Below are 14,359 nucleotides of genomic sequence, written 5' to 3'. Positions count from 1 at the left end.
TTGAAAATATTGACGGACATAATATGTATTTTGATGCTAAGTTAGGTAATTTAGTGAAATCAGATTATGTACTATACGATGGGAATTCGTATTATGCAGGATCTGATGGACAACTAGTTACAGGACTACAAACCATTGATGGACAAGAACAATATTTCAACGAAGATGGTGTTCAACAAAAAGGGATAATTGAAAATATTGACGGACATAATATGTATTTTGATGCTAAGTTAGGTAATTTAGTGAAATCAGATTATGTACTATACGATGGGAATTCGTATTATGCAGGATCTGATGGACAACTAGTTACAGGACTACAAACCATTGATGGACAAGAACAATATTTCAACGAAGATGGTGTTCAACAAAAAGGGATAATTGAAAATGTTGATGGCCATAATATGTATTTTGATTCCAAGTTAGGTAATTTGGTGAAGTCTGATTACATTAACTATGACAATGGTTTTTATTATGCAGGGTCAGATGGTAAATTACTAACGGGATACCAACATATAAATGGAAATATCCAATATTTTGACATAAACGGGAAACAAGCTAAAAATCAATTTATTCAAGTTTATCCTGGTCAAAATAAATTCAGATATTTTGATTTAGATGGTAATGAAATTTTCGGTAGTCATATCATAAATAATAGTGAAAGAATGTTTTTTGACAACGATGGTATTGAGGCAAAAGGTGTTTTCGAAAGAAACAATGATGGTACGTTATCTTATTACGATGTAAATTCAGGTAACTTATTAACATCAAGTACACGAATTAATGATATCTCAGTTGATATTAGTGCTAATGGAAACATAAAAGCTCCTAACCAACTATTGTCTGATGGAACTGCTTCTTATTATCTAGATGAAAATAGTCATGTTGAAACTGGATTAATCAAAATTGGTAATGATAATTACTATTTTGATGATACAGGAAAGATGACGGTATCTTCTAAATTGAATGTTAGTGGTGTTAATTATTATGCTGATTCATCAGGCAAATTGACAAAACTTGATGATAATTCAAATATAGATGGAAACAAATCATCTAGCGATGATCAAAATTCTAGTCCAAACACAACATCAAATGGAGACAAAACAACCAATAATAATTCCAATTCAACACAAACTTCATCTGTAGGTAGCGGAGTTGTTAGCGGAAATAATATTTCAACACCAACATCAACTCCTAAAATAAAAAATGATGATGACAACAAGGCTCCTGTTAATAATTCTACTAATAAAAACTTAACAACCAAAGAAGCAACTAAAAAATTAGATAGTTTACAGAGTTTTCTTAAGAAGAATGATAAAATTTTGGCTAAGTTAAGAAAACAATTGGATAAATTGAAAAAGCTTTTGAATAATAAACATACTAAAGAAAATAAAAAGAAGTATGAAGAAATTTTAAAGAAGCTAAATAAAACGAATAAACGAAATAATAGTTTGAAGAAAGAAATTAAAGCCTATAGTAATTATATTTCTGATAAAAAAACACTATCAAAAGATACGAAAAATCTATCTAAGATTGAATCGGAAATTAGTAAAATGGGAAAGAAACATTCTAAAAAGCTAAACTCTATTTATGTAAAGAAAGAAAAAGAAGCTAGAGCAATGCGTGCTAAGATTAATTCTTTAAACAAAACAATTAAATCGTTTGTGAAACATCACTAGAAGTATCTTAAATTAGAGCTTTCCACTAACGGGGGCTCTTTTTTTATGTATAATTAAAGTTATAAAAATGGAAAAATAGATTATGGGGATGAATTTCATGATTGGGAATGAAAGAAAATCTAGATATAAAATGTATAAATCCGGTAAACACTGGATTGTCGCAGCAATCACCACGTCTGCAATTATGGCGGGGATTACTTTAGCATCCGGTGTTACCACCCTTGCTGATCAGACCAGCCCGGATACCACCACTGTATCTACTAGTGATGCGACGACCAACTTAGATTATGCCAAAACAAAGACTGATAAGTTATTTGAAATCCAACCGGCTACAACTGTTAACAGCAATGACTCCAAACTGTTTTTACATTCTCAAATCAGCAGTAATGCTAGTGCTGATTTTCAATCTCATTTAAAAGTTAATAATAGTAAAATCTACTATTATTATGACAATGGAAAATATGCGACATCTACTATCATCAGCGATAATAACGTTAACTATTATTTTGGTTCCGACGGATCTTTAACATCATCCACTCCCAATTTAACTAGTGGTCAGATTTCTTCGAATTCCAATATTTCCGCATATTCAACTAGCAAGAAAAACTTCAATAATTTTAAAGGATATCTACTAGCAGATACTTGGTACCGTCCTAAAAAAATTCAATTAGCTAATGGCACTTGGCGTAAATCTACTAGCAAAGATTTTCGTCCTTTATTAAGTGTGTGGTGGCCGAACCGGAATGTTGAACTTGACTACTTAAATTTCATGTCTCAACACGGTTTTATTAATGGAACATTTGATGCTAACAGTAATAGCAATGAGTTAAACCAAGCTGTTGCCACAGTGCGTTTTAATATCGAAAAACAAATTGCCAATAATGGTGGCAATACCTACGCAATTAGTAAATTATTTAGCAACTTTATAAAATCAGAATCACGTTGGAATAAGAATAGTGAAAATTATGACATTAATGATGGATTCCAAGGTGGCTCTTTGAAGTACGTTAACAATAAAGAAACACCACAATCAAATTCTAAATATCGTCTTTTAAATAGAACTCCCACTCAGCAAAATGGAAAGATAAAGTACAACAAGCAAGAATATAACGGTTATGAATTTTTATTAGGTAGTGATGTTGATAATTCCAATCCGGTAGTCCAAGCAGAAACACTTAATTGGCTCCACTATATGATGAACATTGGATCAATAGCAAAAAAAGATGCATCCGCTAATTTTGATGGTGTTAGAGTAGATGCTGTCGATAATATGGATGCCGATGTAATTAATATCATTGCTGACTACTTTAAGGCTGCATACAAGGTTAACCAGAGTGATAAGAATGCCAATGCTCACTTACAAATTTTAGAAGATTGGTCGGATAATGATGCATATTATCAAGCAGATACAGGTACTAATCAAATGACCATCGATACAGATTATTTATCTGCATTGGAATCAGCATTAATGGCACAACCAAATAATAGAGCGAACTTAGCGAAAATTAAGATTGCTGGATTGGTAAATCGAACCAGTGACGTTTACAACAACTATAACTTGCCTAACTATACAATCGTAAGAGCTCATGATACAGGGGTTCAAGATGTATTAGCGAAAATTATTAAAAAGATCATTAATCCTAAATCAGATGGTTATAACATTACTCAATCAGAAATTAACAAAGCATTTAAGATTTACAATGCAGATCAACAAAAGACTGATAAACAATATACTCAATACAATATTCCAAGTGCCTATGCCTTATTGTTAACTAATAAAGATACAGTACCAAGGGTTTATTACGGAGATATGTACACAGATGACGGTCAATTCATGGCAACTAAATCACCATACTATCAAGCAATTGCCACATTACTGAAGGGTCGTATTAAATATGTATCTGGTGGCCAAGCGATGAATGCAGTTTCTGTTAATGATAATCAAGACACTGTTTTAACCTCAGTTCGATATGGTTCTAAAGCACTAACTAAGAATAGTAAGGGAAATAACTTAACCCGTAATTCCGGAATTGCGGTAGTAGAAAGTAATAATCCTAATCTAAAATTAAGCTCAACCGATAAAGTAGTAATTCAAATGGGAGCAGCCCACAAAAACCAAGCTTATCGTCAACTGCTAGCTACTTCTGATAATGGGATTGCTACTTATGATGTTTACAATAAATCATCTAAGATTTTATACACCGATTCAAACGGAAATTTAACTTTAGATGCCAGCGAAATTAAGGGTTATGCTAATCCGCAAGTATCCGGATATCTTTCAGTTTGGGTACCGCTAAGTGGTCAAGATAATCAAGATATTCGTGAACAACCATCTAAGAAATCCAGTGATGATGGACAAGTTTTACATTCTAATCCAGCAATGGACTCTAATGTTATCTTTGAAGCATTTTCTAATTTCCAAGATTTTGCCAAAACCAATGATCAATACACTAACGTTGTTATTAGTAAGCAAGCTAATTTATTTAAGCAACTTGGTTTTACGTATGTGGAATTAGCTCCTCAATACCGTTCTGTCGATGATAGTTCGTTCTTAGATTCAGTGGTACAAAACGGATATGCTTTCAACGATCGTTACGACTTAGGATATAAGAAACCTACTAAATATGGAACAATTACTGATTTACTAAATGCGATTAAAGCAATGCATCAAAAGGGTATTAAAGTCCTAGCTGATATTGTTCCAGACCAATTATATTCACTTCCTAATACCGAAGTTGTCAGTGCGGTTAGAGTTAATACTAATGGTGATTTAAATCCGGATACTAACTTGATCAATACTTTGTACCAAGCTAACTCAAAGGGTTCTGGGGATGATTACCAATTTAAGTATGGTGGGGCTTTCTTGGGTTATTTAAAACAAAAATATCCTAAATTATTTACCCAAAAACAAATTTCAACAGGTCAGACGATCGATGCTTCCAAGAAGATAAAAGTATGGTCTGCAAAATATTTAAATGGGAGCAATATTCAAGAAAAGGGTGTTGCATTTGTCTTAGGTAATACCGATAGTTCAGGATATTTTAAAGTCGGTACGAAGAACAGTAATTTACCAAATGTGTTAATTGGCAAGAACGCTAGTTATGGATTAGTTAAACAAAATGGTAAATACAAATTTATTACTACTAGTGGTCAAGTTGCTAAGAGTACGTTTTTAAAAGATAACAGTGGTAATTGGTATTATGTTGATGCGAAAGGTAATTTCGTCAATAAACCTACTACCATCAATGGTTATAAATATTACTTTTTGTCTAATGGAATTAACATGCGTGATGTTATCGTTAAGAATAGCGACAACACCTTAAACTATTACCAAAATAATGGAGCAATTGCAGTTGCTAAAGGATACATTACCTTGGATAAAGTGAAGAAAACAATTTATGTTAACCAAGGTGGAAAGTTACAGACGGGGTTCTTCATTCATGATAAAAACCTGCAATACTTTGATCGAAATGGTTATCAAATTAAGGATAAGTTCATGGATTATCAAAATGGAAAAGTCTATTTAGACCCGTTGAGTGGTGATGCGGTTGCAGGAGATTACTTCCAGTACAAAGGAAATTGGTATTACGCCAATGCATCTGGGCACCTAGTTTATGGATTGCAAACCATTAACGGCAAGCAACAGTTCTTCTCTAACGATGGAATCTTGCAGAAAAATGTCATTATTAATACTAATGGCAAAACATACTCCGCAGACTTTAATGGCATTTTGAAAGAAGTTTAATTACTAAAAAAGAGTTACCATTCACGGTAGCTCTTTTTTGTTATAATGAACCTAATAAATTAAAACGAGGTGAGAATATGTCTTTAAAGAGAATGTGGGGGATATCATTTCTTACAATTTTAATCATGTTTATATTCTTAACGATTGCTGAATTTGGTGCATTTAATTTCAATATTTACGCTAATCACAAGTTATTAGGCCAAATGGATCCAGGAGTAATGCGTTTATTAGGGGTTATCTTCATGGTGACCATTGCAAAACGTAGTTGGGATATTAAAATTTTTCAATCTAAACACGGCTGGAAAAGCTTATTTACTGTCGGTTGGTTGATACTATTAATTGCTCTAACAAACGTTACCATTTCCAGTGATGACATTGTTTGGGATGGAATTTTGCATCATATGAATGGCTTAAATATATTCCTAACATTCTTTATGGCCCTATTAGAATCTTTGTTTATCGGGATGTTTGAAGAAACAGCTATGCGTGGAATTATTTTCGGCGCTATGTTAAAGGCTTTCAAAAAGCACACTGTAATGAAGAGTGTTATTTGGTCTAGTGTTTTCTTCGGAGGTCTACACGCATTGAATTACGGTGCTCAACCCTTCTGGGATACAACTAACCAAATTATCTATGCGATGGGAATTGGTTTTATTTTAGCAGCAATGTATTACGTTACTAAAAACATTTGGGTGCCAATTGCCGCCCATGCAATCATGGATTACACCGCATTAGTTTTCTCAATGCATTCAATTTACTTTAATGTCGCTGGATATAACGACATCGATTTAACAAGTGTTTTGATTTTTATTATCGGATTACTGGTAGCATACATCACACTAATTAAATATAACCGTCGTCTTGGTAAACAAGATTGGTTCTACTAAAAAGGGCGCATTAGCGCTCTTTTTTAGCCCCGAAATTCCAATTACGTGATTTAGTGAACAAAGCCCAATAAGCCCATGATACCAATGATAAAGTCAAAATATTAAATTTATCTTAAAGTGAAATAAAAGTATTGTGTTTCTATTCACAATGCATATAATAAGACTTGTAAATAAAAACAAACACGAATTATAAGGATAAGAAGGTATACAATATGAAAGTTATTGTTATTGGATGTACACATGCCGGCACATTCGCCGTAAAACAAATTTTAAAAGAAAACCCAGATGCAGAAGTTACTGTATACGAAAGAAATGACAACATTTCATTCCTATCATGTGGAATTGCACTATACCTAGATGGAAAAGTTAAGGATCCTCAAGGATTATTCTACTCAAATCCTCAAGAATTAGCTGACTTAGGTGCTAACGTTAAAATGTTACACAGCGTTAAGTCAATCGACACAGATAACAAGACAATCGAAGTTGAAGATTTAGATTCACACGACGTATTCTCAGACTCATACGACAAGTTAGTTATGACTACTGGTTCACGTCCAGTGCTTCCTCCAATCGAAGGTCGCGACAACAAAAATGTCTTCTTCTGTAAGAACTGGCACGATGCCCAAATCTTATTTGAAAAAGCTAAGGACCACAAACGTATTGCCGTTGTCGGTGGTGGATACATCGGTGCCGAATTAGCTGAAGCATTCTCAAACCACGGTCACGAAACTACTTTAATCAACAGTGATGACCACGTTCTATCAAAATACTTTGACAAGAAGTTCACTGACAAGATTGAAGAACTATACACTGACCACAACGTTAAATTAGAATTAGGTGTGCGTGTTGATAAATTCTCAGGTGATGACGAATTAACTCTATCAACTAGTGACCATGACATCAAAGCTGATATGGCAATTCTATGTGTTGGTTTCCAACCAAACAGTGAATTATTAACTGGTAAAGTTGATATGACTGACAACGGTGCCATCATCACTAACGAATACATGCAAACTTCAAACCCAGACATTTACGCTGCTGGTGATAGTGCTGCGGTTCACTACAACCCAAGTCGTACTAACGAATACATTCCACTAGCTACTAACGCTGTTCGTCAAGGTATCTTAGTTGGTAAGAACATCGTTAAGCCAACTACTAAGTACATGGGAACTCAATCATCATCTGGTTTACAATTATATGATTACGCAATTGTATCAACAGGGATGACTGTTGGAATGGCTGAAAGAAAAGGAATGAAGGCGCACTCAGTAGTTGTTGAAGATAACTACCGTCCAGAATTCATGCCAACAACTGAAAAGGTAATGATGGAACTAGTTTACGACCCAGAAACTCGTCGTATCTTAGGTGGATCATTAATGAGTAAATACGATATTTCTCAATCAGCAAACACACTTTCAGTATTAATCCAAAACGAAAACACAATTGACGACTTAGCAATGGTTGATATGTTATTCCAACCAAACTTTGACCGTCCATTCCACTACTTAAACATCTTAGGTCAAGCTGCTCAAGCTCAAGAAGAAAAGTAGTAAAATAATTAAAATTCCCTAACAAATTGTTAGGGAATTTTTTTATTGCCTAATGTAGATTAAAAGATTATTATTATTTCTTGAGGTGAGAAAATGCAAAAAATAAAGCAAAGACTAACACCACAAAACATTTTTATGTTGGTGATTAGTTTTGTTTGTATGTTCTTTTTAACAACCGCGTCACCTTTTTATGAATTTAACCGTTCATTAGACGCAAATACAATGTATACAGTCGGAAAAGGGCTTTTACATGGATTAATGCCATATAAGGATCTATTTGATAATCGTGGTCCACTTATTTATTTAATTCATTCTGTGAATGCCGTTTTCTCATATCGTTCATTTACGTTTATTTATATCATTGAATCACTGTTGTTATTCTTAGACATCGCATACATTAATCGAATTCTATCATTTAAACTAAGTCGTCGTACTGCAATGCTATGTAGCTTTTTATTCATTCCACTAGCATTCAGTAGTCGTATCTTCTTCTATGGTGATTTACCAGAAGAATACGCTATGACATTTGTCTTTATTTTGATTTATTCATGTATCAAATACAATTGGTTTGATATGCCACGTCGTTACTACATAGTAAACGGTGCTTTTGTGGCCATTTTATTCTGGATTAAGTATTCACTAATTATTCCATGGGTCATATTCTTTGTCTTTGTCGGCATCGCATGTTTAATTACTAAACGTTTCAAGCAATTATTTATCATCATTTTGGATGCTTTAATTGGTTTCTTAGTAGTTACAATTCCAATTCTTGTATTATACTTGGCCACAGGAGCTCTAAAAGCGATGTTTTACGCGTACTTCTACTTGAACTTGACTCATTACCATGTTCAAGACGCAACGCTCTCATACACGCTTTTTAAGGTTATGTATCCAACCTTTGGTTTCCATCACCATTTAATTCTAATTAGAACCGTATATTACATTATGATTGGGTTATTTATTTACTCAGTTGTAAGATACATGGAATCAGTAGAAGTTCATGGTGGAAATAAAGCTTTACTAGCTTTAATCGTATTCTTAGATATCGTTCTAACATACGAAGCTGGTGGCGCTAGTTTCTCATATTACTTGTTTGCTTGCGAACCATTCATCATCTTTTACTTATTTGTATTAGGGTTATTGATTGATCGCTATATTTCTGATAAGAAGTATTTAATTTGGACGCTATCCGGTTGGGCATTATTGGGCATCTTTGCTACCAACCATAACTACCGTAGTAGTATGTTTGTTGCTAAACCACATCAAATGTATGAAGTTTCATTTACTAAGAAAATTAATGCTTCTAAAGATAAATCAATTTTGAATTATCACGCATTAGACTTAGGAATATTCACATACACTGGTACTTACAGTAAGGATCGTTTCTTCATCCGAAACAACTTACAATATGCTCCAATGGCACAATACCAACGTAAGTACTTACATTCATTAAAATACAAATTTATTGTTACTAAGTACTATTCTGATGAACTATTACCAAAACAAGATCGTAATTTCTTAAAGAAACATTATAAGCTTGTTGCTAAGAATTGGTATAACTACAGTAGTCATCGTCAAGGTCTAGTTGCTTTATACGAACGTAAATAAAAAGAGGACTCAATTGAGTCCTCTTTTAGTTTGCATTAATTATTGATTACGTTTGTGATGATTCATACCGTAAACGAAGTAGATTACCATTCCGATGACAAACCATACTAATGCGTATAGTTTAGCTTCGCTATCTAATCCCCAAAATACTAGTAGAGAAGCAACGAAACCTAAAGCGGGCATGACAGGGTAGAAAGGTTCTTTGAATCCTGGCATGTTGATATCTTTTCCTTCACGTTTACGTAATGGGTAGATACCAACAGATACAAACATGAAAGCAATTAATGTTCCGGCAGAAATTAATTGAGATAGGAATGTAAATGTTAGGAAAGCACCGATAACGACTGAAATGGCAGTCATAGTGATAATCGCATTCACTGGTAGGTTATGTTTTTTATCAACCTTACCTAAGAACTTAGGAAGCATTCCGTCACGACCAAATGAGTAGATTAGACGGGAACCAGCCATCATCATTCCAATTAAAGCAGTGAACATACCCACAACAGCAACAATTTGCACACCTGAAGCAATGAATGGGTGACCAGCTTGACGTAATGCCCAACCAACTGGTTCAGCGTTATTATCGTAGTTAGTGTATTTGAACATTCCCACTAGCACTAATGACACCGCAACGAATAGGGTTACGGCAATTGCTAGAGAACCGATAATTCCGCGTGGCATGGTCTTTTGTGGATCTTTTGCTTCGGCAGAGTTAGCAGCGATGGAATCAAACCCGATGTATGATAGGAAAATTACTGATACACCGGCGTAGACTCCGCTAAAACCACCAAAACTAGTTCCGTCAGCATTGACTGTATGTGCTGGAATAAATGGTACGTAGTTAGCAAAGTGGATTGAAGTAGCACCAACAACCACGAAGACAATTACAGCAAGTACTTTTAGAATTACTAAGATGTTTTCGATAGTTGAAGTTTGTTCGTCACCACGAGTGATTAAAAACATTACAATTAAAATAACAATTACTGTGATGATATCAACTAATCCACCTTTTGCGCTAACAGGATTAGATAAGTAAGTGGGTAGTTTTAGTCCTAATGGTTCAATTAATCCACGGAAGTTAGCTGATAAACCAGCCGCAACAAATGACACCGCGATAAAGTATTCAGCTAGGAGAGCCCATCCGGCAACCCAACCCCAAAATTCACCGAAGATAACGTTGATCCATGAGTATGCAGATCCAGCAAACGGCATTGCTGAAGCCATTTCAGCGTATGATAGGGCAACTAGACCAGCCACGATGGCTGCTAGTAAAAATGAAATGGTAACAGCTGGACCAGCATAATTAGCTGCTACGATTCCAGGAAGTGTAAAAATAGCGGTTGAAACGATAGTTCCAACACCTAATGCCAAGAAATCCTTGGTAGTTAATGTTCTTTTCATTTTAGCGTCTTTTTCTTCATAAACGCTAGGGTCTTCTTTACGATTCATTCGTTTGAATAAATTCCCCATGATAATAATTACCTCTTTCCATAATTAACAAGTTAGAACTTGTCTTTGTCAATAAAAAGATATCCCACAGTTCTTTTTACCATTATTCGTTTTATCTATAAAAAACACACTCGAATATTTTAACATGAAAATAGCCACCCTGAATAGTCAAGGTGGCTAATTATTTTTTAATTTATTTTTAATTACTTAGATTTTTTATTAAATCTTACAAAGTATAGAACTGTCATAATTGCTAAGAAGACAATTCCAACTAGTAATGGAATTCTAGTATCATTATTAAAGAACATGAATACTAGAGTAACAAATAGTACTAGTAATGTTAAGTAGTTGGAAAGTGGTGCAAAAGGCATTGTAAATGGATGACCAACTAGCTTTTCAGGGTGTTGCTTTCTAAATTTAAGTTCTGACATGATAATTACAAACCATGGAACCATTCCTGGAAGTACAGATGAACTGTAAACGTAAACAAATACTTGATCAGCACCCTTGTAGAATAGAGGTAGGATAACGTTTAAAATTACCCCTACTAAAATACCAGTTGCAATTGAAATAACTGAAATATATGGAACACCATGACGGTTAATTTTGTTGTATCTATCTGGTAGTTGACCTTGTTGTGCTAATAGGTATGACATTCTACTTGAACTGTAGATTGCGGAGTTTGAACCAGATAGTGCAGCAGTTAAAACAACGAAGTTAATAATTGAAGCAGCTGCTGTAATACCAACTTGTGAGAATGTTTCTACAAAAGGTGATCCGATGTTAGCAATTTTATCCCATGGGTAAATTGATAGCATTACGAAGATTGAACCGATGTAGAAAATTAAGATACGACCAATAGTGTCTTGAATTGCTTTGACTAAAGTATGTTTAGGATTTTCAGCTTCTCCAGCAGTAACCCCAATTAATTCGATACCTTGGTATGAAGCGAATACGATTGATAGTGCGAAGAAGAATCCTTTAACACCACCAGTGAAGAAACCATGGCTCCATAAGTTAGAAATCCCAGTAGGACCAATGCCGTTGAAACCTAAAACGATAATCACAGCACCAACAATAATCATGGCAATAATTGTCACTACTTTAATTAATGCAAACCAGTATTCTAGTTCACCGAATGCGCTAACTGAGATTAAGTTTGCGATACATAAGAATACTACCGCGATGATTCCAGGCACCCATGATGGGATAGAAGGCCACCAGAATTGCATGTAAGTACCAATTGCAATCATTTCAGAAATTCCGACAACCACCCATTGGAAGATATTTGACCAAGCAGTTAAATACCCGAAAACCGGATGCATGTATTCAGCGGCAAAATGAGAGAAAGATCCACTAATTGGATTATCATATAACATTTCACCTAATGCTCTCATGATTAAGTATAGGAAGACACCTGCAATTGCGTATGCAAGTAGAACTGAAGGTCCGGTCCATTCAATGGTTGACTTCGCACCCATAAATAGACCAACACCAATAGTTCCACCCAATGCAATCATTTGCATTTGTCTAGAACTTAATTTACGTTCTAGTTTCTTTTCTTGCTTTTCTTCTGCCAATTTTTTCACCATCCTGTAAAAGAGTAATAAAAAACCTAGTACTACACTGTCTATTGTACTAGGGATTTTTTAAAAATGTATAACAAATTTGATATTTTTAAATAATTGCTACCTTAACACCGACAAAAATCTTGCTGACAAGCTTTTGAGGGTTCCCCAGTAAGATATATAAATGTAATTCTAATGTTTATTATTTTAGAAATGTTATTATACATTCACTTCGATGTCAAGTAATTACACAATAGGTGAATTTTATTCATCTATCATTTTATGACGCAATTAGTCTTTGAAATTAAATTTTACGAAATATAGAATTGTCATAATTAATAGGAATACAATCCCGATAATTAAAGGAATTCTAGTAGCTGGGTTAATAAACATAAAGATCAAAGTGATTGCTAAAAATACTAATGTTACATAGTTGCTGATAGGAGATAGTGGCATCTTAAATGGATGATTGACTAATTCATCAGCGCGTTGTTTTCTGAAACGAATTTGAGATATCAAGATAATTATCCAAGGTACCATTCCGGGAAGAACGGATGAACTGTATACGTATACGAAAATTTGATTTGCTGAAGGGAAGAAGATAGGTAGTAAGACGTTTAGTAATAGTCCTAATAAAATTCCCAATGAAATACTAATTACTGATACGTAGGGAACACCGTGACGGTTTAACTTTCTGAAAATCTTAGGAAGTTGTCCTTCTTCTGAAAGTAGGAATTCCATACGACTTGCACTGTAAATTCCGGAATTAGATCCAGATAGGGCAGCAGTAACAACCACAAAGTTAATGATTGCAGCAGCTGCAGTGATTCCGACTTGTGAGAAAGTTTCTACGAATGGAGAACCAATTTGGTTGATTTTATCCCATGGGTAGATACTTAAAATAACGAAAATCGCACCGATGTAGAAGATTAAGATACGACCAATGGTATCTTGAATCGCTTTAACTAAAGTTTCTTTAGGGTTTTCAGCTTCACCAGCAGTTACCCCGATTAATTCGATTCCTTGGTATGAAGCGATAACGATTGCTAATGCGAAGAAGAATCCTTTAAAACCGTTCGCGAAGAAGCCATGGCTCCAAATGTTAGAAATTCCAGTTGGCGCAATCCCATTAAAACCAAAGACGATGATTACTAGACCAACGATAATCATGGCGATGATAGTTACCACCTTAACTAAAGCGAACCAGTATTCTAGTTCACCGAAAGCACTAACTGATACTAAGTTAGCAATACATAGAAAAATAATTGCAATAATACCAGGTAACCAACTTGGTAAGTGAGGCCACCAGAATTGCATGTAAGTACCAATTGCGATTACTTCAGAAATTCCAACTACGATGTATTGGAAGACGTTGCTCCACGCAGTTAGGTATCCAAAAACGGGATGTAAGTATTCTGAAGCGAATTGGGAGAATGATCCAGTAACGGGATGAACGTATAGCATTTCTCCTAATGCACGCATGATTAAGTATAGGAATAATCCAGCAATAGCGTAATCCAGTAATACGGAAGGACCAGTCCAACCAATGGTTGATTTGGCTCCCATGAATAAACCGACTCCAATGGTTCCACCTAGCGCAATCATTTTCATATGACGGGCGCTAAGTTTTCTTTCTAATTTTTCTTCATTATTATCTGACATATTTCCACCTTCTTAAGTATATTTGAGCAGGAGAAACAAAAAACGTCCCTAACACAACTAAGTGTTAGGGACGTCTATAACGTGGTTCCACCCTGAATTTAGCATTACCAAAATAAAATAATAATGCCCTCATAATAGTCATTAATAAATATCGATTAAAAGAATATAAAGAGTGGTATTAATTAGATCGTCATAAACTCACTTTCAGCTATTG

General features: G+C 34.6%; 7 protein-coding genes and 1 pseudogene. 5 read left to right on the top strand and 3 right to left on the bottom strand.

The genetic code is table 11. The features are described from left to right. The 5 genes and pseudogenes from ABWU86_RS02725 to ABWU86_RS02705 all read left to right on the top strand — a co-directional run. Window positions 1-1,676: pseudogene (locus ABWU86_RS02725) on the top strand (N-acetylmuramoyl-L-alanine amidase family protein); the annotation flags it as partial. A gap of 97 nt (window positions 1,677-1,773) precedes the next feature. Then, window positions 1,774-5,421, top strand: coding sequence for a glycoside hydrolase family 70 protein (locus ABWU86_RS02720; protein ID WP_353321278.1), 3,648 nt, complete (start codon window positions 1,774-1,776; stop codon window positions 5,419-5,421). Window positions 5,422-5,498: 77 nt separating this feature from the next. Continuing rightward, window positions 5,499-6,308 (top strand): CPBP family intramembrane glutamic endopeptidase, encoded by an 810-nt coding sequence (locus ABWU86_RS02715; RefSeq protein ID WP_353321276.1) that lies wholly within the window; start codon window positions 5,499-5,501, stop codon window positions 6,306-6,308. A 212-nt stretch (window positions 6,309-6,520) separates the two neighbouring features. Next, window positions 6,521-7,858 carry an FAD-dependent oxidoreductase gene (locus ABWU86_RS02710; RefSeq protein WP_293794016.1) on the top strand — a complete coding sequence of 446 codons (1,338 nt, stop codon included), beginning with the start codon at window positions 6,521-6,523 and terminating at the stop codon, window positions 7,856-7,858. Between the two features lie 93 nt (window positions 7,859-7,951). Then, window positions 7,952-9,466, top strand: coding sequence for a hypothetical protein (locus ABWU86_RS02705; RefSeq protein WP_353321274.1), 1,515 nt, complete (start codon window positions 7,952-7,954; stop codon window positions 9,464-9,466). Between the two features lie 39 nt (window positions 9,467-9,505). On the opposite strand, the gene ABWU86_RS02700 is transcribed toward ABWU86_RS02705, so the two are convergent. From ABWU86_RS02700 to ABWU86_RS02690, 3 genes are all read right to left on the bottom strand, one after another. Then, the gene (locus ABWU86_RS02700; RefSeq protein WP_293794021.1) at window positions 9,506-10,936 is read right to left on the bottom strand and encodes an APC family permease; all 1,431 of its coding nucleotides are present in this window, start codon (window positions 10,934-10,936) and stop codon (window positions 9,506-9,508) included. Window positions 10,937-11,118: 182 nt separating this feature from the next. Continuing rightward, window positions 11,119-12,441 (bottom strand): amino acid permease, encoded by a 1,323-nt coding sequence (locus tag ABWU86_RS02695; RefSeq protein ID WP_293794052.1) that lies wholly within the window; start codon window positions 12,439-12,441, stop codon window positions 11,119-11,121. Between the two features lie 333 nt (window positions 12,442-12,774). Next, window positions 12,775-14,145, bottom strand: a complete 1,371-nt coding sequence (locus ABWU86_RS02690) for an amino acid permease (RefSeq protein ID WP_353321271.1) — start codon at window positions 14,143-14,145, stop codon at window positions 12,775-12,777. Window positions 14,146-14,359 lie beyond the last annotated feature (214 nt).

Origin of the sequence: Apilactobacillus pseudapinorum (assembly GCF_040369555.1) — a bacterium.
Classification (GTDB): domain Bacteria; phylum Bacillota; class Bacilli; order Lactobacillales; family Lactobacillaceae; genus Apilactobacillus.
Note: the sequence above shows the minus strand (reverse complement) of the source record. Positions and strands in the feature narration are given on the sequence as shown.